This is a genomic window from Streptomyces sp. NPDC102278 (assembly GCF_044766345.1).
Classification (GTDB): Bacteria; Actinomycetota; Actinomycetes; order Streptomycetales; family Streptomycetaceae; genus Streptomyces.
This window is the reverse complement of record NZ_JBIWLV010000012.1, coordinates 118,030-138,728: the sequence shown is the minus strand read 5'-3', so window position 1 is coordinate 138,728 and position 20,699 is coordinate 118,030. Positions and strand designations below refer to the sequence as shown.

General features: G+C 70.8%; 19 protein-coding genes. 9 read left to right on the top strand and 10 right to left on the bottom strand.

What is annotated here, in order from left to right:
• Window positions 1-83 precede the first annotated feature (83 nt).
• The 6 genes from ACIRO3_RS26600 to ACIRO3_RS26575 all read left to right on the top strand — a co-directional run bounded on the left by ACIRO3_RS26600 (window position 84) and on the right by ACIRO3_RS26575 (window position 4,922).
• The gene (locus tag ACIRO3_RS26600; protein WP_404141021.1) at window positions 84-938 is read left to right on the top strand and encodes an STAS domain-containing protein; all 855 of its coding nucleotides are present in this window, start codon (window positions 84-86) and stop codon (window positions 936-938) included.
• A complete protein-coding gene (locus ACIRO3_RS26595; protein ID WP_404141019.1) occupies window positions 935-1,375 on the top strand; it encodes an STAS domain-containing protein in 441 nt (146 codons plus the stop codon). The genes ACIRO3_RS26600 and ACIRO3_RS26595 overlap by 4 nt, the downstream gene beginning before the upstream one ends.
• Window positions 1,376-1,443: 68 nt before the next feature.
• A complete protein-coding gene (locus ACIRO3_RS26590) occupies window positions 1,444-1,785 on the top strand; it encodes an ATP-binding protein (protein WP_361774427.1) in 342 nt (113 codons plus the stop codon).
• On the top strand, window positions 1,782-2,999 hold the full coding sequence (locus ACIRO3_RS26585; protein ID WP_404141198.1) for an ATP-binding SpoIIE family protein phosphatase: 1,218 nt from the start codon (window positions 1,782-1,784) through the stop codon (window positions 2,997-2,999). The genes ACIRO3_RS26590 and ACIRO3_RS26585 overlap by 4 nt, the downstream gene beginning before the upstream one ends.
• A complete protein-coding gene (locus tag ACIRO3_RS26580) occupies window positions 2,996-4,414 on the top strand; it encodes a PP2C family protein-serine/threonine phosphatase (RefSeq protein WP_404141017.1) in 1,419 nt (472 codons plus the stop codon). The genes ACIRO3_RS26585 and ACIRO3_RS26580 overlap by 4 nt, the downstream gene beginning before the upstream one ends.
• 55 nt (window positions 4,415-4,469) lie before the next feature.
• Window positions 4,470-4,922 carry an ATP-binding protein gene (locus tag ACIRO3_RS26575; protein ID WP_404141015.1) on the top strand — a complete coding sequence of 151 codons (453 nt, stop codon included), beginning with the start codon at window positions 4,470-4,472 and terminating at the stop codon, window positions 4,920-4,922.
• An 81-nt stretch (window positions 4,923-5,003) separates the two neighbouring features.
• On the opposite strand, the gene ACIRO3_RS26570 is transcribed toward ACIRO3_RS26575, so the two are convergent.
• From ACIRO3_RS26570 to ligD, 8 genes are all read right to left on the bottom strand, one after another.
• A complete protein-coding gene (locus ACIRO3_RS26570; RefSeq protein WP_404141013.1) occupies window positions 5,004-6,104 on the bottom strand; it encodes an acetate/propionate family kinase in 1,101 nt (366 codons plus the stop codon).
• Entirely contained in the window at window positions 6,101-8,461 is a 2,361-nt protein-coding gene (locus tag ACIRO3_RS26565) for a phosphoketolase family protein (RefSeq protein ID WP_404141012.1), read from the bottom strand. The genes ACIRO3_RS26570 and ACIRO3_RS26565 overlap by 4 nt, the downstream gene beginning before the upstream one ends.
• A gap of 244 nt (window positions 8,462-8,705) precedes the next feature.
• Window positions 8,706-9,797 carry a glutamate--cysteine ligase gene (locus tag ACIRO3_RS26560; RefSeq protein WP_404141010.1) on the bottom strand — a complete coding sequence of 364 codons (1,092 nt, stop codon included), beginning with the start codon at window positions 9,795-9,797 and terminating at the stop codon, window positions 8,706-8,708.
• A gap of 616 nt (window positions 9,798-10,413) precedes the next feature.
• Window positions 10,414-10,845 carry an STAS domain-containing protein gene (locus ACIRO3_RS26555; RefSeq protein WP_404141008.1) on the bottom strand — a complete coding sequence of 144 codons (432 nt, stop codon included), beginning with the start codon at window positions 10,843-10,845 and terminating at the stop codon, window positions 10,414-10,416.
• A 423-nt stretch (window positions 10,846-11,268) separates the two neighbouring features.
• The gene (locus ACIRO3_RS26550) at window positions 11,269-11,544 is read right to left on the bottom strand and encodes a hypothetical protein (RefSeq protein WP_361774158.1); all 276 of its coding nucleotides are present in this window, start codon (window positions 11,542-11,544) and stop codon (window positions 11,269-11,271) included.
• 206 nt (window positions 11,545-11,750) lie between these two features.
• Window positions 11,751-12,113 carry a hypothetical protein gene (locus ACIRO3_RS26545; RefSeq protein ID WP_404141006.1) on the bottom strand — a complete coding sequence of 121 codons (363 nt, stop codon included), beginning with the start codon at window positions 12,111-12,113 and terminating at the stop codon, window positions 11,751-11,753.
• Between the two features lie 81 nt (window positions 12,114-12,194).
• Window positions 12,195-12,593, bottom strand: coding sequence for an SRPBCC family protein (locus ACIRO3_RS26540; RefSeq protein ID WP_404141004.1), 399 nt, complete (start codon window positions 12,591-12,593; stop codon window positions 12,195-12,197).
• 156 nt (window positions 12,594-12,749) lie between these two features.
• Complete coding sequence (ligD, locus tag ACIRO3_RS26535; RefSeq protein WP_404141002.1) at window positions 12,750-13,649, bottom strand: non-homologous end-joining DNA ligase; 900 nt, start codon at window positions 13,647-13,649, stop codon at window positions 12,750-12,752.
• Between the two features lie 205 nt (window positions 13,650-13,854).
• Between ligD and ACIRO3_RS26530 the strand changes: the two genes are divergently transcribed.
• Together ACIRO3_RS26530 and ACIRO3_RS26525 are read left to right on the top strand one after the other, a co-directional pair.
• Window positions 13,855-14,658: an SDR family NAD(P)-dependent oxidoreductase gene (locus tag ACIRO3_RS26530; protein ID WP_404141000.1), complete on the top strand. Its 804-nt coding sequence runs from the start codon at window positions 13,855-13,857 to the stop codon at window positions 14,656-14,658.
• A gap of 821 nt (window positions 14,659-15,479) precedes the next feature.
• Window positions 15,480-16,670 (top strand): amidohydrolase, encoded by a 1,191-nt coding sequence (locus ACIRO3_RS26525; protein ID WP_404140998.1) that lies wholly within the window; start codon window positions 15,480-15,482, stop codon window positions 16,668-16,670.
• A 26-nt stretch (window positions 16,671-16,696) separates the two neighbouring features.
• On the opposite strand, the gene ACIRO3_RS26520 is transcribed toward ACIRO3_RS26525, so the two are convergent.
• Window positions 16,697-17,506 (bottom strand): SDR family oxidoreductase, encoded by an 810-nt coding sequence (locus ACIRO3_RS26520; RefSeq protein WP_404140996.1) that lies wholly within the window; start codon window positions 17,504-17,506, stop codon window positions 16,697-16,699.
• Between the two features lie 100 nt (window positions 17,507-17,606).
• On the bottom strand, window positions 17,607-19,073 hold the full coding sequence (locus ACIRO3_RS26515; RefSeq protein WP_404140995.1) for an aminotransferase class I/II-fold pyridoxal phosphate-dependent enzyme: 1,467 nt from the start codon (window positions 19,071-19,073) through the stop codon (window positions 17,607-17,609).
• 156 nt (window positions 19,074-19,229) lie between these two features.
• On the opposite strand from ACIRO3_RS26515, the gene ACIRO3_RS26510 reads away from it, so the two are divergent.
• Window positions 19,230-20,543: a cation:proton antiporter gene (locus ACIRO3_RS26510; protein WP_404140993.1), complete on the top strand. Its 1,314-nt coding sequence runs from the start codon at window positions 19,230-19,232 to the stop codon at window positions 20,541-20,543.
• Window positions 20,544-20,699: the final 156 nt, after the last annotated feature.

Here is a 20,699-nt window from a genome sequence, read left to right as displayed (position 1 = left end):
CCATCCGGCCCGCTTTCACTCGTCCGGCGCAGTGGCCTAGAGTTCCGGAGGGACCGCCTGGTCCCCCAAGAGGGGTGTGCGCCGTGGCTGATGAAAGCATTTCGGATCGTCTGATCGACCTGTTGACGGTCCGGGGTGAGGATCTGGCCGCCGAGTGGGCGGACAAGGTCACCGGCTCGCTGGGTGGGCGGGTCAGTCGCGCAGAGGTCCAGCGCGAGCTCCAGGAGCTCTACACCGCGCTGGTGGCCGCTCTGGGTGAGGGAAGTCTGGACGGGCGCGCGGAGGCCTTCGGTGAGGTCCGCGCTCTGTTGACCGAGTTGTCGCGGACCCGGGCGCAGCAGGGGTTCACTCCGACCGAGACCGCCGTGAGCGTGTTCGCGCTGAAGGAGGTCCTGGAACCGGCGCTGGACGGGAAGAACGGCGATGCGCAGGCATACCTGAAGTTCGCCTCTCTGCTGGATTCCCTGGGCCTGTTCACCATCGAGGTGTACACCCGTACCCGCGAGGAGCTGATTTCGGCTCAGGCCGAGCAGCTGATGGAGTTGTCCACGCCGGTGGTGAAGCTGTGGGACGGGGTCATCGGTGTACCGCTGGTGGGCACCCTGGACTCGGCGCGCACCATGGTGGTGATGGAGAAGATGCTCCAGGCGCTGATCGACACCGGGTCCGAGCAGGCGATCATCGACATCACCGGTGTCCCGGCGGTGGACACCGAGGTCGCCCAGCACCTGCTGAAGACGGTGGTCGCGGCCCGTCTGATGGGTGCGGAGTGCACCATTTCCGGGATCCGGCCGCAGATCGCGCAGACGATCGTGGCCCTGGGGATCGACTTCGGTGACATCGTCACCAAGGCCACCCTCGCCGACGCCCTGCGGCACGCGCTGCGTCGCTCGGGTGTCTCCTTCTCACGCACGGCCCCGCAGGCCGGTGGCCGGTGAGCGAGCAGGTACCGGTCCTTCGGATCGGACAAGTGCTGTTGGTGTCCATCCAGACGGATCTGGACGACCACGCGGTGATGTTGCTGCAGGACGACCTCGCCGCCGCCGTGGTGGATTCCGGCGCGCACGGGGTGGTCATCGACATCACCGCCGTGGAGATCGTCGATTCCTTCGTGGGCCGGATGCTCTCCACCATCGCGTCGATCTCCCGCCTGTTGGACGCGCAGACCGTCGTGGTCGGCATGCGTCCCGCGGTCGCCATCACCCTGGTCGAGCTCGGTCTCTCGCTCGGTGGCGTGCGGACCGCGTTGACCCTGGACAAGGGGCTGCGGATGCTGGAGCAGGCGCGTGCGAGCGCCTTGGGCAGCCGCACCCCGGGTTCCCGGTCCGATGCCGAGGATGAGGGCCTCGCGCCGGATACCGCGGCAGGTCTGTGAACGGCTCTGGTCGTGACCCCCAGGTCCTGGAGATCACGGCCAACGCAGGAGTGGTGCAGGCCCGTCAGATGGTGCGCGCCCTGGCACAGGAGTGCCGGTTGTCGCTGGTGGAGCAGACCAAGCTGATCACCGCCGCCAGCGAGCTGGCCCGCAACACGCTCATCTACGGCGGCGGCGGCACCATGACCGCCGCGGTCATCGACGAACGCGGCCGGCGGGGCGTTCGTCTGGTCTTCGCCGACCAGGGCCCCGGCATCGCGGACGTGGATCTGGCCCTGACCGACGGTTGGACCTCGGGAAGCGGCATGGGACTCGGGCTGTCCGGTTCCAAGCGCCTCGTCGACGACTTCGTCCTGGACACCGCACCGGGTCAGGGCACCACCGTCACCATCACCAAGTGGGGCCGGTGATCACCGTGGGAGGACCCCCGCTGCTGGACTGCGAAGACTCCGCCTGGTTCCGCGACCAACCCGAAGCGGCCCGCGGGGCCGCCGCGGCCCTGGGCCGGCGCATCGGGCTGGGGGAACACCGCACCGCCCAACTGGTCCTCGCGGTCGCCGAACTGGGAACCAACATCACCAAGCACGCCGTGGACGGTTCCATGCTGCTGCGCGTACTGCGCAACCGGGACGTGGCGGGCGTCGAGGTGCTCGTCGTCGACGGCGGCCCCGGCGTGGCCGACGTACCGGCGGCCCTGCGCGACGGAGTGTCGAGCATCGGAACCCTGGGCATCGGCCTGGGCGCGGTCCAGCGCCTCGCCGACAGGTTCGACATCCACTCCGTACCGGGCCTCGGAACGGTGCAACTGGCCAGGTTCTGGCCGCATCCCCTGCACGCCTCGCTGGTCGGCGAAGCGGTCGTGGGCGGGGTCACGCGCCCCATCGGCGGCGAGGAGGTGTGCGGTGACGCCTGGGCCGCACGCGGCGACACCGGCGGGGAGGCGGCGGGGGCACCGGTCGCCGGGACCGAACGGCCGGGCGTCACCGCTGCCGCGCTCGACTGGTCGGCCATGACCGGAACGGGAAGCGGGGGTTCGCGGTACACGGCGCCCGTGGTCCAGCGCTCGTCCCGGCCGGGTGCCGGTGGCCGCTCCGAGCTCGTTCGCGGTGCCACCGCGGGGCCGGGGCACGGCGTGCTGGTGATGTCGTGCGATGGTCTGGGCCACGGGCCCATGGCCGCGCGGGCCTCGCAGGCCGCGGTCCAGGCCTTCCGTACGGGCGCCGGTCGCACCCCCGAGCAGGTGATGGAGGAAGTCCACCGGGCGCTGCGCGGAACCCGCGGCGCGGCCGTCGCGATAGCACGTCTGGAGCCCGGCGGCAGGGTGCTGTTCTGCGGCATCGGGAACATCACCGCGTCGGTCGTCGATGCCGGCTCCCGCGCGAACCTGCTCTCCCACCCCGGGATCGTCGGCGCCCAGATGCGTCAACTGCGCACCTACGAACACCACCTGCCCGCCCACGGGGTGCTGGTCATGCACTCCGACGGACTCAGCGAACGCTGGCGGCCCGGTGACCTGGCCGCCCTCCTGCACCATCCGCCGGCCCTGATCGCCACCGGTCTGCTGCGCCAGGCCGGGACCCGCCGCGACGACGCCAGCGTGGTGATCGCCAAGGGGGCCTGGTGAACCTCGACACGCCGCCGTCCCGCGCCCGTGAACACGCTCCCGTGCTGGCCACCCAGGTCAGCACCGAGCAGGACGTCTTCGCGCTGCGCCGCCGCGCCAAGACCATCGCACAGGCCGTCGGGCTCGACAACCGCGATCAGGTCCGACTCGCCACCGCCCTGAGCGAGTTGGGGCGCGACCTGTTGCGTCCCACCCCGTTGGCCGTCACCTTCCACGTACAGCGGGAGCCGTCCGCGCTCCGGGCCCGCCTGCGGTGGCGGGACGACCGCGTGCCCAGCGGCGAGTCCCTGGCGGCGGTCACGCGACTGTTGCCACAGACGGATTTCGAGCCCGGCGTCCCCGGATCGGTGGCAGAGGGCGGCCGGATCGACATCACCTGTGTCATCCCCGCGTCCACGGCTCGGTACCTGGACGCGGCGCAGGTGGCGGCACTCCTTCGGATGGACGCGCCCACGAGCGCGATCGACGACCTACAGGCCCAGACCCGGGACCTCATGGCCGCGTTGGAGGAAGCCCGCGCCCAGCGTGACGAGTTGGAACGGCTCAACGAGGAACTCACCGAGACCAACGCCGGGGTCATGGCCCTGTACGCGGAACTGACGGTCGAGCACAAGGACGTGGTCGAGCGCTTCGGACAGGAACACGAACTCGCCCTGACCCTCCAGCGCACCTTCCTCCCCGCCACCCTGCCCGAGTCCCCCGGCGTCGAGCTCGCCGTGCGCTACCTGCCCGCCACGACCACGGCCGAGATCGGCGGCGACTTCTACGAGGCCGTGCACACCCCTCACGGGCTGCTCCTCGCGGTCGGTGACGTCGCCGGCCACTCCCTCCAGGCAGCCGTGGTCATGGGTCAGTTGCGGCACGCCCTGCGCGCCTACGCCGCCCAGGGCCACCCCCCGCACGTCTTGCTCCGGCACCTCGACCACCTGCTGGGCCTGCATCAGCCCGGATGGACCACCAGCCTGTGCATCGTCCTCCTCGAACCGGGCAACACGCGGATCGACGTCGCCAACGCCGGCCACCTGCCGCCGCTGCTCCTGCCCCCCGACGGCCCGCCGCGCTTCCTGCACGAACACGGACCGCTCCTGGGCATCGGGCTTCCCCACCCGCCCGGCGTCGGCCACCCGATCGAACCCGGCAGCCGACTCCTCATGATCACCGACGGGCTCATCGAGACCCGCGACAGTGGTCTCCGCGAACGCCTGGACCTGCTCAGTGCCACAGCCGCGGTCGGCCCGCACGCGCCCGAAGAGCTCTGTGAGCAACTCGCGGAAGCCTTCGCGGTGGAACCCGAGGACGACATCATCATCTTCGCCGCCCGCATCGAACCCCCGACGGCCGCACGGCCCCTCGATGACGGGCCGCTCCGGGACGGATCCCGAAACCAGGGCGGCATTGTCGGGCCCGTTCCGTAGGGTGTGCGGTGGAAGCGTCCAGTGAGGCAGGCGCCCGGCAGGCAAGGCAGACCACATGAACCAGGCAGCGGACGGCAGTGACCACCAGACGCAGGTCGGCCCGCTCATATCCGCCTGCACGGAGTTCGGCGGGACCGAGACCATCGGGCAGGCCCGTGACCGGGCCCGCGCATTCCTGGCCGAGCTGCACGGCAAGCACGGCGTCGCCGTCCCGGTCCGGGCCACAGACCTGGTCGAACTCGTGGTCAGCGAGCTGGTGACCAACACCCGCAAGTACGCCCCCGGCCCCTACCACCTGACTCTCGAACTGCACGACGGCCGCATCGAGATCAGCGTCTGGGACAGCAACCCGTCCCTCCCGACGATTCTGGCTCCCGACCCCTACCGCATCGGCCGGCACGGGCTGGAGATCGTCATGGCCTCCGCGCAGAGCTTCCACATCCAGCGGGAAGCGGTCGGCAAGAGAGTCACCGCGGCCATTGCCCTGTCCGACCCCGGGGACGGCTGACGAACCCCGGACGGCCACACCCTCCGCAGCCGTCCCGGCCGGCCGGCCGCCATCCGAGCATCCGTCATGTCCACGTGGTTCTCAGGCCTCAAGCAGGGCCCGGGTTTCGTGGGCGATCTGCTGAACCTCGCCGGTGGGCACGACGAGAACGGGCACCCTCGCCCCCGCCTGGCTGACCAGGGCAGGCTCCGCCGGGTTCTCGGAGGTGAGGCCACCTTCGATGCCGAGCACGGCCAGGCCGGCTGCGACGGCTTCGCGTACTTCGGGCTGGTCCTCGCCGATCTCGCCGGTGAAGACGAGCGCGTCGATCCGGTCGAGCGAGGAAGCGACACCGGCCAGGCCGCGGCGCACCCCCAGTGTGAACACGTCGAGCGCCAGGGCGGCGTCGGTGTCACCGGCCGCCCGGGCCCGCACCAGTTCGCGGGTGTCACCGGACGTCCCGGACAGCCCCAGCAGTCCCGATTCGCGCATGAGGGCCTCGTACAGCCGCTGCGGCCCGTCGCCCGTCTCGTTCTGCAACCACAGGAGCATCCCCGGGTCGATGCTGCCGCTGCGGCTGCTCATCGGCATCCCCTCCAACGGAGTGAATCCCATGGTCGTGTCCACGCTGCGGCCCCCACGCACGGCGCAGGCCGAACAGCCCCCGCCCAGGTGGGTGATGAGCAGTTGGAGCTCGGACACCGGGCGGCCGAGTACTTCAGCGGTGCGGCGTGTCGCGTAGGCGTAGGACAGGCCGTGGAAGCCGTAGCGGCGCAGGCCGTGGCGGCGGGTCCACTCGCGCGGAAGGGCGTAGGTGTGGGCGGGCTTCGGGAGCTCGCTGTGGAAGGCGGTGTCGGGGCAGACGACGTGCGGGATGTCGGGGAGGAGTCGGCGGGCGGCGTCGAGGGCGGCCAATGCGGGCGGCATGTGGAGCGGGGCGAGGTCCGCGACCGCTTCGAGCGACGCGCGTACGGAGGCGTCCACGACGGTGGGGCGGCGCAGGCGGGATCCGCCGTGGACGACGCGGTGCCCGCAGGCCGCGATCCGCGGGCACGCGCCGAGGAACTCCTCCAGTTCTGCGGCCACACCCTCGTCCGTCGCCTCGTCGAAGTCCCGTCGGGCCACGACGCGGTCCGCTTCGTCGAGCACGACGAGGTGGAGGCTGGAGGAACCCGCGTCGAGGACCAGTACGGCGCCGCTCATGCCGGCCACCTCCACCCGGTGATCTCGGCCGGGTCTGTTCCGGTGCGGCGCAGTTCCGCGCGCAGCGAGTCGCGGTGTCGCGCGTATCGCGTGGCGAGCGCCCCGGCCGCTCCCCCGCGGTCGCCCAGGTACGTCAGGGCCGTGATGGCCAGGTCGTGCCGGGAGGTCCCGTTGAGGGCGAGCAGGTCGTACGGCGTGGTCGTGGTCCCTTCCTCCACGTAGCCGCGGACGTGGAACCGCTCGGGGCGGGGACGCCCGTGAAGGAGCTGGTGGACGGCGGAGGGGTACCCGTGGAAGTCGAAGACGACGGGCGTGTCGTCACCGAACAGTGCGCGGAACCGGTCGTCCGTCATCCCGTGGGGGTGCCGGTCCGGCGGGGCGAGTGCGCAGAGGTCCACCACGTTCACGAAGCGGATCCTGGCCTCGGGCAGGTCGCGCCGCAGCATGTCCGCCGCGGCGAGCGATTCGACGGTGGGAATGCCGCCGGCGCAGGCGAGGACGATGTCCGGGTCCTCGCCGGCGTACGTGCTCGCCCAGGGCCAGGCGGAGGCGCCGGCGCGGCAGTGGGCGCGGGCGGCGTCGAGGTCGAGCCACTGGGCGGCGTCGTGCTTGCCGGCGACGACGACGTTGACCTTGCCGGTCTCGTCCAGCAGTTCCTCCATGGTGACCAGGAGGGTGTTGGCGTCGGGGGGCAGGTAGAGCCCGGTGACGGTGTTCTTCCTGTTCAGGAGGTTGTTGATGAACCCCGGTCCCTGGTGGCTGTAACCGTTGTGCTCCTGGCGCCAGCCCTCGCTGGTGAGCAGGTACGTGAGACTGCTGATCGGGGCGCGCCACGGGATCTCGCGCGACATCTTCAGCCACTTCGCGTACTGGTTGACCATGCTGTCCACGACGGAGGCGAAGGCCTCGTAGGTGGGGAACAGTCCGTGCCGGCCGGTCAGCAGGTAGCCCTGGAGCCAGCCCTGACAGTTGTGCTCGGACAGCATCTCCATGACCCGGCCGTTGCGGGTCAGGTCCTCGGAGTACTCCTCGACCGGCCAGACGTACGCGCGGCCGCTGGCGGTGAGGACCGCGTCGAGTTTGTTCGAGGCCAGTTCGTCCGGGGAGACGATGCGGAAGTTCCGGTCCGCCGCACTGCTCCGCATCACTTCGGCGAGCCAGTCGCCGAGGACGCGGGTCGGACTCGCGGTGGCGGTGCCCGGGCCTTTGGCGACGTCGACCGCGTAGGGAGGGATCGGTGGGAGGTCGAGCGGGCGGCGCAGGAGGCCGCCGTTCGCCGCGGGCTGGGCGCCGATCCGGCGGCCGGTCGGGGGAACGCAGGCGAGGACGTCCGGGACGGGCCGACCGTCGTCGTCGAACAGCTCCTGCGGCCGGTAGGAGCGGAGCCAGTCCTCCAGGGCCCGCAACTGCTCCGGGTCGTCGTGGACGTCGGGCAGCGGCACCTGGTGGGCGTGGAAGGTTCCCTCGATCGCCTTGCCCTCGACCTGGGCGGGCGCCCCCTGACCCTTCAGGCTGCGCAGCACGATCATGGGCCAGGCGGGCCGAACCGGCTTGTCCCCCGATCGGGCCCGGTCCTGGAGGTCGCGGATCACGGTGTGCGCGTCGAGGACCGCCGCACCGAGGGGGTCTCCGGGCGGGTCGCCTGTGACGTCCACGATCCGCGGGTCCCATCCGTAACCGCGCAACAGTGCGGTCAGCTCCGCGTCGGACATCGTCGCGAACACCGTCGGCGAGGAGATCTTGTAGCCGTTGAGGTGGAGGACCGGAAGGACAGCGCCCCCGGTCACCGGGTCGAGGTACTTCGTGGAGTGCCAGGCGCCGGCGGTCGGACCGGTCTCCGCCTCGCCGTCGCCGACGATGCAGGCCACGATCCGGTCGGGGGCGTCCAGAGCGGCGCCGAAGGCGGTCGACAGGGCGTAGCCGAGTTCGCCGCCCTCGTGCATGGTGCCGGGGACGGATGGCGAGAGGTGGCTGGGGAAGCCGTCGGGTGCGCAGTAGCGGCCCGCCAGCTCGCGCAGCCCGTCAGCGGTCCTGGCCAGGGCGGGGTCGTAGTCCTCGTGGGTGCCTTCGAGCCACAGATTGGCGTGCAGCGCGGGCGCCCCGTGGCCCGGTCCGGTGACCAGGAGGACGTCGGCGCCACGTTCCTTGACCAGGGTGTTCAGGGCGGCGTAGACCATGGTGATACCGGGGCAGGTTCCCCAGTGGCCCAGTAGCCGCGGCTTGATGTGCTCGGGTCGCAGGGGGTCCGTCAGCAGGACGTTGTCCTGGAGGAAGATGAGGGCTGCGGCCACGTAGTCCGCCGCCCGCCGGTACGCGCGCTGGTCAGGCCGCCCGGGCTGCTGGGTGGGCTCGGTCACAACTCTTCTCCGCATCGTCGGGGATGCCACGTACGTTGTGGCGCCTGCCCCCCGATGCCTGCCCGAACCCGTTGCCCCCTCAACCGGAACACCCCCGTCCGCAGGGCTCCGCACGACCGTGCGACGTAGGGCATCCGTGTTCGGGGCCGGCGCGTCTCCGGCTTCCCGGTCCGCGTCTCGCTTCCCTGCTTTCCGGCTTCCCCGCTTCCCCGCTTCACTGGCTCCCCCTCTTCCCTGGTGGTTGTCAGCCGGCGGGTGTCCCCAGGAGCAACCTTCGCAAGCCGGGCATGCCGCCTTCCGCCAGTGCTCGGCGCTGGCGGTCCGCGGGCGTTCCCTCCCTGAGGAGGCGGTGTACCAGGGAGCTCACCTCACGCTGGTCGCCGCTGTCCTCCAGCGCGGGTGCAAGGTGGCGCAGGAGCATGCACAGGACGTCGCCGCTGCTGCGCCGACGCCCCGCAGGGTCGAGCAGCGAACCATCGAGTCCGTGTCGCGCCGCATGCCAGTTGGCGGCCTGCAACAGCTCCGGCGGGCACACCGGCGAAGCCGCTCCGGCCTTCTCGTCGGCGATGGCGACCTCCACGAGAGCGCGGACGACGCCCGCGAGCATGACGGCGTCGTCGGCGCGGAGTTGTACGTCCAGGCATCGGATCTCGACGGTGGGGTACCGCTCCGAGAGACGGGCCTGCCAGTACAACTGGCCGCGATCGGCGATGACTCCCGACGAGATGAGGGACTCGACCCGCTCCTCGTAGTCGGAGTAGCCGTGGAAGTGGGGCGGGGGGCCGCTCACGGGCCAGCGGCCGAAGACGATGGTCCGCCAACTCGCGAATCCTGTGTCCCTCCCGTCCCAGAGTGGCGAGTTCACGGACATGGCCAGCAAGGTCGGGAGCCAGACCCGGATGCGGTTCAGGACCGCCACGCCTGTTTCGGGATCGGGTACGGCGACGTGGACGTGCATGCCACTGATCAGCTGCTCGTCCACCAGTTGTCGGGCCTCTCCCTCCATCTTGCGGTAGCGCGGGGTGGGGGTCACGGGTACGGGAACAGGTCCCCTGACGGGCGCTGCCGCCGACGCGAGAAGTCGGCAGCCCCGCTCCTCCGCGGCGGAGGCGACCGCGTGGCGTAGCCGCAAGAGGTGGCCGCCCACCTCGTCCATCCGCATACAGACGGGGGTGGCGACCTCGATCTGCGATTGCAGCAGTTCGTTCTGGACCTCGCCGTCCTCGGCGAGGGATGCGACGCCCGCCGCCCTGCGTACGTCGTCCGCCCACGGCACCGGCAGCGCGGTGTCCGGGTCGACCAACAGATACTCTTCTTCGACGCCCAAAGTGATCACACCAAGCGGATACCCGCAGGGCCTGAGATCACCCATATCGCCCGAATCCACCCCATGTGGGCATGAGTGAGCCATCGTGGTGCGGTGCGGGAGGCGCACTCTGGGGCTCGTCATGCACATGCCAGCCACTGCGCCCCTGGGCGGTGGGCCGTCGTCATAGCGCCGCTCAGGGCCGCTGAGCAGTGCCGGCGCCAGACTCGGAATGGGCACCGAGGAGGCGATTGTTCACGTATGACGGGGGAGGTCACGGGGTACTCACCGGAAGGACGATCCCACCCGACCCCGCAGAAAACGACTCCAGGGAGGCAGTAACCATGGGCAAGGTCAGGGCCAGACTCAGGGAACTGAGGGGCCGGATGATGGAGGCCGACGGAATCGCCCTGGGAAACGAGCGCCTGAAGCAAGCGGGTCGCCAACGCCGAGCGGGAAGCCGGTCCCAGATCACGGATGACAAGGCACGCGGCTCGCACCGTGACCACGATCACGACAAGCACGCCCCGTAGGCGAGCGCGCCGCAGAGGCAAGCCCACCGCATAGGCAAGCCACCGCCCGCATCGGCAGTCGCCGGCAGGGGTCGGCGGGCGCCGCGCGCGGTGGCTGCCGACGGCTCCCCCACCTAGCGGGACGAGAACGGCGCCGGGCGCTGAACGTCCTTTCGGGCCCGGGCCGCGCCGACCTCGCGGGCCGCGGCAGCGGAGCCCTGCAGGGAACGGCGCAGCAGCCGGGTCGGCCCGCCGCGGTCCTCCTCATGGCTGGCCTGCGGGTACAGGCCGTCGATGAGGTCCATGAGGCGCAGTGATTGGGCCGGCCAGTTGTAGGCGAAGAACGCGATGCCGCGCTGGTCGAGGCGGCAGACGAAGGCGGCCAGGCCGTGCAGGCCGACCACGTCCATGAAGGTCAGGTGCCGCATGTCGCAGGCGACCACGTCCACTCCGTCGAGATCAGCCAGCAGTTCGTCGAAAGCGGCTCTGGTCTCCAGGTCGAGCTCACCGGTCGGGGTGAGGTGAGCGGTCGGCCCGTAGCGCCTCACCATCATGTGGAGATCCATGTCGTCTCACCTCGCCGCAAACGCCGGGCTTGATGCACGCCCGCCCTGGTCCGGGCATCCGAGGCCCGAATCGATACTCTCGCCGCACTGCGGCCGTCCGCAAGCCCACGCCTCCGAGACACGACCGGTCCTTCAGCGCCAAGGGGCCCCACCTCGGGGCCCACGCGTTACACCGTCACGGAGGGGGGATGGCCGCGCTGAGCCCGCCCGGGCGGGCTCAGCGCGGAAGGACGGGCGGCGAGCGCAGGAAGCCGTCGTACCGGGTACCGGCGCCGGAGAGGCCGGGGACGCGCTGCCCCGCGCACCCGGGCACAGCGCGAGGCCGGTCGACGCGGCAGCGGCTCGCACGGGCGCTGACGCGGCGCGAGCCGCGGAGCACCGCAGCCTAGGGCGTGGAGGGGTGCCCGGCGCCCTTCGGCTGATTCAGGTGTGGAGGCGGCTGTTGGTGCCGTCGTGACCATCGGCCTGGTCCTCGTCGAACCAGTAGTCGCCCGCGGCCAGGTAGCGGAAGGAGTGCACGCCCTTGCCGGGGAGCGCGACAGTGACGGCGCGCCTCCCGTCCTTGCGCGGCTCAAGGGTGTGCGTACCGGGCTTCCAGTCGTTGAAGTCACCGACCACGCTGACGGGACCGGGAGGCGTATCGGCGGAAAGAACGAACGTGACGTCGGTGCGGTCCTTGAGCTGCTTGCGTTCCAGCACGTATGGCTCCTGGTGGCAGGGACGGGTAGTCGCGCCATCCTCCAGCCGGCTCCCCCGCGCGGCCGCCGGACACGGCCAAGTCGCGCGAGCTTCACCCGCCCAGCGCCGGCTGAGGGCGTGCGTGATGCCCGGGCGCTCCCGAGGCGGCGCCCTCAGGGCGAGCGAACGCCTTCCGGCAGGGGCGTGAGACCGAGGCAACCCGGATGTCAGCTCTCCGACAGACGTGCGAGGAACCGCTCCCCGAAATGAGCCTTCGCCCACTCCTCTCCGTGCGCCTCGACGTCCGTGCTGCGCAGCACGTCGAGGACCACGGCGCCTTCGATGAGGACCAGACAGGCACGATCCGTCTGTGGCAGGTGCGTCAGGAGCTGCCGTACGTACCTGTCGGCAGCGCCTCCGTACGGGCGCGCCCAGGCGGCACTGCGGGCGGGCGCCAGCGCGCACAGGCTGGTCAGGACGGTATCCGGTTGCTGATCACGGCCGCCGGGGCCGATGTACAGAAGAACGGGGGTGTGCCGGAAGAGGAAGTCTTCGACCGCGGTTGCATCCTCGAGTTCCTTCAGGGCCATGTGATTCATGATCGGGGCTGCCTTCTCGGTACCGGTGACGACAGGTCGCTTGCTCCTGGCGCCATCGGGGTGGGGCTGCGGTCAGCCCGCAGCACCGTCGATGCGCAGGCGTACCTGCTCTTCCAGGCGCTCCAGGGTTCGGTCGAGGGCTTCGTGGGCCACCTGTGCTCCCGGGTCGCTCTCCCCGGCGAAGGAGCAGTGTGCCGTGACCTTGGAGGAGCCGCCTTCGTGCTCGGCCACCTGGAGCCACCCGGTGTAGCCGTCGTCTCGGATCGCGCCCCATTCGAGACGCAGCTCTCCCTTCAGTGGGCGCAGCTCGGGCACGTCCACGTCCCCGTCCCCGTCCGAGGCGGATGAACGCTGCTCGGTCGCGCGCAGTTCGTTCGGTAGCCACTGGGCCGCTTGACCGGCGGTGGCCGCCTGGTCGAAGACGTGCTCGGGCGGTGCGGGCATCGTGCGGGAGCGTTCGTACTCAGCCATGGGGTCGTCTCCGTGTCCTGTCGCTGTCCTGCCGTGAAATCGTCCGGCCGTACGAGTGCCTGCCCGAGTGGAGTTCAATCAAGCGGGAACGTGAAGACGGCCCGTGTCGGCCGCGTCGCCGTATGGCCGCCTGCGTGTCGGTGCCGGTCCTGCCCCTCAGCACTCGGCGAGGCGGCGACTTGCTCCGGCGAGGGACCGTCCGCGGGGAGCATCGGTCCACGGGTTCCTGTCCAACAGGTCCTCCACCCTGGCGAGGGTCCACTTCCGTGCGCCCAACTCTGGATCGTCGAGTTCGTCCCATGCCATGGGCGCGGCCACGGGGGCACCGGCCCTGGCCCGGACGGCGTAGGGCGCGACAGCCGTCTGGGCGTAGCCGTTGCGCTGGACGTCCAAGTAGAGCCGGCCCTTGCGGGCGGCTTTGCGCGGCGCGGTCGTGAGTTCCTCGGGGTGACGGGAGGCGAGCTCTTCGGCGAGGTCTCGGGCGAATCCGTGTACTTCGGCGAAGGAGGCGGTGCGGTCCAGGGGGACGATGACGTGGAGGCCGCGTGAGCCGGTGGTCATCGGCAGGGAAGGCAGAGCCAGCTCTTCCAACAGTCGGTGAAGCCGGCGGGCGGCCTGCCGTACGGGCTCGAAGTCCTCATCGGCCGGATCGAGGTCGAAGACGAGACGGTCCGGATTGTCGGGGCGGTCCGCTTTGGAGAGCCACCGGTGCAAAGTGATGCACCCCTGATTGGCCAGATAGATCAGGCTCGCCGTGTCATTGCAGAGCGCGTGGGTGACCTCCCCTTCCTCCTTGGGAAGTGCGGCCCGGTCCATCCAGTCCGGAAAGTGGTCCGGTACTTCCTTCTGCATGAACCCAGGCCCCTCGATCCCGTCCGGGTTGCGTTCCAGCATGAGGGGGCGCCCGCGCAGGTGCGGCAGCATCCGTGACGCCACTGCGCGGTAGTACGCCACAAGGTCCGCCTTCGTGATGCCGTCGGCTGGGAACAGCACCTTCTCCGGCCGGGTGACCTCGACCGTGCGCCGTCCGGCGCGGATGCTCTGTGTCGTGCTCATCGTTACCTCCCGAGGCTCCTCGGACGGAGCCGAAGAGAACCGAATCGAACCGAATCGATGCGCTTCAGCCCGCTCGGACCGCGCGAGGCGACGGCGCCGACGCCGGGCATGCGGTACGGGCATGCGGTGCGGGCATGCGGTGCGGCTACCCGGTTTCTGCCCGAGCACGTGCGGTTGGACGGCCCTGCGCGGGTAGGCGCCCGACATGGACACAGTGAACCCGCTGGCCGTCGTGACCGGCGCATCGAGCGGTATCGGTTACGAGCTGGCCAAGCAATTCGCCGAGCACGGCTACGACCTGATCATCGCGGCGGAGGACGCCGCCATCACGAACGCCGCAGCAGCGCTGGTCGCCCAAGGCGCGCGCGTGGAGGCCGTCCGGGCCGACCTGGCCACCGCGGAAGGCGTGGAGAAGCTGCACGGCGCCATCACGGCTACCCGGCGGCCCGTGGCGGCCGCGGCGCTCAATGCCGGCGTCGGGCAGGGCGGCCCTTTCCTGGAGACCGCCCTGGCGGACGAACTCGAGATCATCGACCTGAACGTCACGTCCACGGTCCATCTGGCCAAACGGCTGCTGCCGGGCATGGTGGAGGACGGGGAGGGGCGGATGCTGATCACGTCGTCGATCGCGTCCACCATGCCCGGTTCTTTCCAGGCCGTGTACAACGCGAGCAAATCGTTCCTCCAGTCGTTCGCGCAGGCGCTGCAGAACGAACTGAAGGGCACCGGAGTCACGGTCACCTCTCTGATGCCCGGTCCGACCGAGACCGAGTTCTTCGCGCGGGCCGACATGCTGGACACGAAGGTCGGTCAGGCGGACAAGGACGATCCCGCCCAAGTGGCCGCCCAAGGCTTCGAGGCGATGATGGCCGGCAAGGACAAGGTGGTCGCCGGATCCTGGAAGACCAAGGCGCAGGGTCTGGCGAATCGCGTCCTCCCCGACAGTGTCAAGGCACAGGCCCACCGCGGCATGGCGGAACCGGGCTCAGGTTCCGGGACCGACGGCTGACGGCTGACGGCTGACGGCGTACTGGGATTCCCGCGGCGGAGCGGCCGGCTCCCCCGGCCCCAGTAGGCGTGCACCGCGCAGCAGCACCGGCGCCGTCATTGCGCAGCGGGGAGAACGCAGCAGCCAGCTACTGGACGTTCGGGTACATCGTTTTCACGTGGCGGGCAGAGCCGAGCCGCAGGGCGTCAGCCCCCGGCCGTCAGGTGCGCACACCGAGTCACCACTCGGCGAGGCTTCCTCCGGTGCGCAGTAGGTGGCGCCGGGTGTGGCCTCCGTTCCCTCGCTCCATGAGACGGGCGATTCCTGCCCGGACTCGCTCATCGTCTCCGCGGTCCACGAGCGCTTCGTGCACGTACTGGTACAGGGCTTCGACCGCGTGAGGGCGGGCTGTCTCCTGCATCGTTTCGGGGTGGAGCAGGGGTCCGTCGAGGCCCGAGCGACCGGCACGCCATGAGGGCAGGCGCGGCAGGCCGGTGCTGATCCGGGCCGGCGGCTCCACACCCGGCTGTGGTAGCTCGTGAGCTGCTGTGCGGTCAGGCCGAACTGCTCCCCCGGCCACTCGTACCGGGAGCCGGCGTTCAGCGACGGTTGGACGGGAAGGGCGGGAGGAACTGCCGGACCCGCACCCCACACGTTTGAAGGTGACCCGATCGTGTAGACGATGCACTGGCAGCGGCATGCACGGGTAGGCGGCTCCAGTGGTCGGCGGGGGCGTGGGCGGGCATGGTCTGGTCTGGTCTTGTGCCGGGCGCAACGCCGCCGTCGTCCCTGTCGGAGCCGTCAAAGCGCCCGGGGCGCTGCGAGGAGAAGCGAGGAAAGCGATGAGCAATCCGTCCGAGGACCTGTACGTCCGGCTGCGGCAGGAGTGCGGGCGCCGGGCAGACGCGCTGTGGAGGGTCGGTCTTGCCCTGCACGCTGATCCCGAGCTCGCGTACGAAGAGCGACGCGCGGCTCGCCTGCTGGCAGGAGAGCTACGGGATGCGGGATTCGCCGTCGAGCAAGGGGTTGCCGGTCTGGACACGGCCTTCGTGGCGCGGGCAGGCCGAGGGGCGCGAACCGTGGCGCTGCTCATGGAGTACGACGCGCTGCCGGGCCTGGGGCACGCCTGCGGGCACAACCTGATCGCCGCCGCCGGCCTGGGGGCCGCGCTGGCGGTGCACAGCGTGCTGGGCGCGACCGGGGGCACCGTGCTGGCCGTGGGAGCTCCGGCGGAAGAGCGGGGCGGTGGAAAGGTCGCCTTGACCGAGGCCGGTGTGTTCGACGGTGTGGACGCGGCTCTGATGTTCCACCCCGGCGTTCATGACTGGTCGTGGGCGCCGTTGACCGCGCAGACACAGGTCCGTGTGGGCTTTCACGGTCGTGCGGCGCACCCGACGGGCGATCCGACCCGCGGGATCGATGCCCTGGCCGCGCTCATCCAGTTGTTCAACACCGCGGCGGTGGTCAGCAGGCGCCTGCCGGCCGGTTCGCACGTCCAGGGGATCGTGACCGACGGGGGCAGCGCGACCAATGTCGTACCGGCCTACGCCGAAGGCCTGTTCGGCCTGCGAGCGGCGACCACTACTGCACTCGACGCGCTGGTCGCCGACATCGGCGGGTGGGCCGAGGGGGTGGCGGCCTCGACCGGCACCACCGTCGAGGTGACCCGCCTGGGCCGGGGTTACGCCCACTTCCGCGACAACGACGTCCTCTCGGACCGCTTCAGCGAGCACATCGCCCGCTCCGGCATCCGACTCGGCCGGCCGTCGGGTGGGGTGTTCCTGGGATCCTCGGACATCGGGGACGTGAGTATCCGAGTCCCGGCGATCCATCCGTTCGTCGCCATCCTGGGCGATGACGAATCGGACCACACCCCCGCGTTCGCCGCGGCCGCGGGATCGGATCGGGGACGCGAGGTCATGCTGGCGGCCGCCGAAGCGCTGGCCTGCACGGCGGCAGACGTACTCGTCGACGCCGGGCTTTCGGCCAGGGCGTGGGAGCGGTTGCGGGAGAGGGAAGCCGCAGGGCTGTGAGCCGGAGCGGAGGCCGGACGGCTCGCTCAGGGACTGCGCCACCGGTCGTGGTCCAGGTGCGAGCCCGCCATGGGTCCCATGCGGAGCATGCCGCCGTCCACCGCCCAGGACGCTCCGGTCACATAGGAGGCGGCGGGGCCGGCGAGGAAGGCGACGACTTCTGCCACCTCGCGGGCATCCCCCGGCCGGCCCAGGGGGATGCCGGGCCTGCGCGCATCGCGTACGTCCTCGTCCTCCTGGCCGGTCATGGGGGTGGCGATCTCGCCCGGAGCCACGGCGTTCACGGTGATCCGGTGCTCGGCGAGTTCCAGAGCCATCACCTGGGTGAGCAGTCCCAGCCCGGCTTTGGCCGCGCAGTACGGGCCGGCGCCCACTCGGGGCTGGTGCTCGTGGACGGAGGTGACGTTGACGATCCGGCCGCCCCGACCCTGCTCGATCATGCGGCGGGCGGCGCGCTGCCCGCAGAGCAACGGTCCAACGAGGTCGACGTCCAGGACCTCGCGTACGGTCGTGAGGTCCAGGTCGACGAAGGGGGTCGACGTGCCGGTGCCCGCGTTGTTGACGAGGATGTCGAGACCGCCGAGTTCCCGTGCCAGCCTGTCGATGACGTCCGCGGCGTCCGGCAACGTGGTGAGGTCGAGCCGGGACACCAGCGCACGGCGCCCGTGGGTGCGCACCTCCTCCGCGGTCTCCTGTGCCCCGCGCTCGTCCGAGTGCCAGGTGATGCCCACGTCGATGCCGGCCTGCGCGAGCCGGACGGCCACGGCCCGGCCGATGCCGGAGTCCGAGCCGGTGACCACAGCGGTGGTTGGTGTGAAGCCTGCCGGAACGGTCATCTCTGCCACCTCACTGTCGTGCCGTGTCCCGTCACTGTCGTGCCGTGTCCCGTCGTGGCGGCCCGGCGGCGGTCCTTCCCCTCGAAGGCAAGGGGCCGGGTCACTCCTCGCGGAGCACCCGCACGCTCGTGACGTCCGTGTCGACCGCGTCGGGGACGACCATGCCCGCTTCCACTCCGGAGCGCAGGTAGCGCAGTACGTCCGTGGTGAGGCGTTCGCCGGGCAGCGCCGCCGGGATCCCGGGCGGATAGGGGGTCAGCATCTCGGCGGCGATTCGTCCGTCCGCCTTCTCCCACGGCACCTGTTCGGTCGGTCCGAAGAAGGCGTCGCGGGGCAGGGCCACCTGTTCCAGCCGGAGCCGGGGCGGCGAGGGGACGTGTACGGGCTGCCCGGTGCGCAGCTGCGGGACGTGGTCGGCCAGGTCGGTCAGGGCTGTCAGCAGGGCCTCGGCCGTGCTCTGGTCGTCGGCGTGGGTGAGCTGGGCGCTGATGCGGCGGTGGTCGCCGATGTGCAGGTTGATCCGGTGCTTCTCCCGCAGCCAGTCGGCCGCCCGGTAGCCGGTGACCCCCCAGGCGCTGATGTCGATGATGATCTGCAGGGGGTCCGTGTCCGCCGCCTTGCCGGGCCCGCAGAAGTCCTCGCGCCCGTGCACCCGCATGCCGTCGATCCGGGAGATCTCGCCGCGGACCTGGTGGGCCAGGGCGAGCGCGTCGTCGTAGAGGGTCTTGCCGTGCTCGACCATCTGCCGGCGCCAGCCGTCCAGGGCCGCGTACACGAGCACGGAGGGGCTGGTGGTACCGAGCAGGTCTTCTCGGCTCCTGAGAACCTCGGGTTTGATCAGATCACCCTGGAGGTGGAAGACGGAACTCTGTTCCAGGCCGGAGCCCATCTTGTGGACGGAGGTGACGCAGATGTCGGCGCCCGCGTCCATGGCCCAGGTGGGCAGGTCGGGATGGAAGGGCAGGTGGGCGCCCCATGCCTCGTCGACGATCAGGGGCCGGCCGCGGCGATGGCAGACCTCGGCGATGGCGGCCAGGTCCGAGCAGGTGCCGTAGGGGGTCGGTGTGGTCACCAGCGCGCCCCGAGCATCGGGGTGCTCGGCGAAGGCGGCCTCGAACGCCTCGGCGGTGGGCGGGTGCGCCAGGTGGCGTTCGGCATCCCATTGCGGGTCGACCCAGACGGGCTCTATGCCCGAGAGGATCAGCCCCGACACGACGGACTTGTGGGCGTCCCGCCCCACCAGCAGCTTTTCGTGGGGCCCGGCGACGGACAGCATCGCCGACTTCACCGACAGGGAGCTGCCGCAGGTCGAGAAGAACGCGTGCTCGGCTCCGACGGCCTCGGCCATCAGCGCCTGCGCCTCCTCCACGACGCCGTGGGAGGAGGTCCGGTCGTCCAGACCGCTGGTGGCCAGGACGTCGGAGCGGAAGACCGCGTCACCGAGTACGGCCCGTACCCGGGCGTCCGCGCCACGGCCCTGCTTGTGTCCAGGCGGCGTGAATGGCGTCTGCCCCTCGGCGTGATAGGCGGCCAACGCATCGAGTACCGGTGCCTTCGACTGGTTCATGGTCCGCGCCTGCCCCGCCCCCATCCGGCGAAAACCATCCCTACGGAGTCCTCCCCGTCCCCACCGCCACGTTGGCGATTCCCGTCCGGCGAAGCGACAGGGTTGCGCTGCCCACGACAAGATCGGGTAGGCGGTCGGAACGAGGTCTTCTACGGAATGGTGATCGACTTGCTGAGTTGGACAGGGATAGACGTGGTGTACGCCTGTACGGGGCTGGGGGCTCTGTGCGCGGCGGTCCTGCCGACAGCCCTGGCGAAGCGGCCCCTGTCCCTGCCCATGGTGTTCCTGGCAGCGGGGTTCCTGGTGTTCCTGCTGCCCCTCGAAGCGCTCCCGCGACTCGACCCCGTGCGGCACCGAAGCATGGTGGAGCATCTGACGGAAGTCTGCGTGGTGGTCGCGTTGATGGGTGCCGGGCTGGCCATCAACAGGCCTCCGGGCCGGCGGACCTGGGCGACGACGTGGCGGCTGCTGGGTTTGGCCATGCCACTGACGATCCTGCTGACGGCGGCTGTCGCGGGGTGGCTGGTGGGGTGGCCGCCGGCCGTTGCCCTGCTGGTTGCCGCTGCCCTCGCTCCCACGGACCCGGTGCTGGCCGCGGAGGTGAGGGTGGGCGAGCCGACCGATGAAGAGGACGACGAGGACGAAGTCCGCTTCGCGTTGACCAGCGAGGCCGGGCTCAACGACGGACTCGCCTTTCCCTTCGTCCTGGCCGCCGTCGCGCTGACCACGGCCTCCGCGACGGGTTGGTCCACGCAGGGGCTCTGGCACTGGGTGTGGAGCGACATCCTGCTGCGCAGCGCGGTGGGGCTGGTGGTGGGGTTCACGGTCGGGCGGGTCCTGGGCTGGATGTTCTTCCAGGCTGCCTGGAAGGCGCTGCGGCTCTCCGAACACCGCGAGGGGTTCGTCGCGCTCGCCGCGACCTTCACCGCCTACGGGCTGACGGAGCTGCTGCACGGCTACGGCTTCCTCGCGGTCTTCATCGCCGCCTGCACGATCCGCAACGCCGAACGCTCCCATCGTTACCACCGCGTCATGCACGCCTTCACCGACCAGATCGAAAGGCTCCTCACCGCTGTCATCCTCTTTCTCGTCGGCGGATTCATCGCCGACGGCGGTCTCGCCGCACTGACCTGGCGCGGAGCCCTCCTCGGGCTGGTGCTCTTCCTGCTGATCCGCCCGGTCGTGGGCTGGGTCGTCCAGCTGCGGGGCAAGACGGTCGGGAGGGAGCGGGCCACCATCGCGGTGTTCGGCATTCGCGGCATCGGCTCCTTCTTCTACCTGGCATACGCCCTGGGGGAAGCGGATTTCGCCGCGCCGGCGCGCGAGCTGTGGGCTGTGGTGACCTTCACCGTGCTCCTTTCGGTACTCCTGCACGGCGTCGCGGCCACACCCGTCACCGCTCGGCTCGACCGGTCCGCCCGGAGGGGGCGCGAGGAGCCGAGGGCGGGCGAGCAGCCGCACGCCGGCTGATGGTCGCGCCCGAGTGCCGGACATACGGCGGCTTCACCCGAATGGCACATCGGTGAAGCGAGCCTCGCGGGGTAGTCGCCTGGAGGACCGCCATCGAGCGGGCCCTGCCGCGGCGGCTTGGCGTCAAGGCGCGCGCCGGCTCGGCAGGCCAATTCG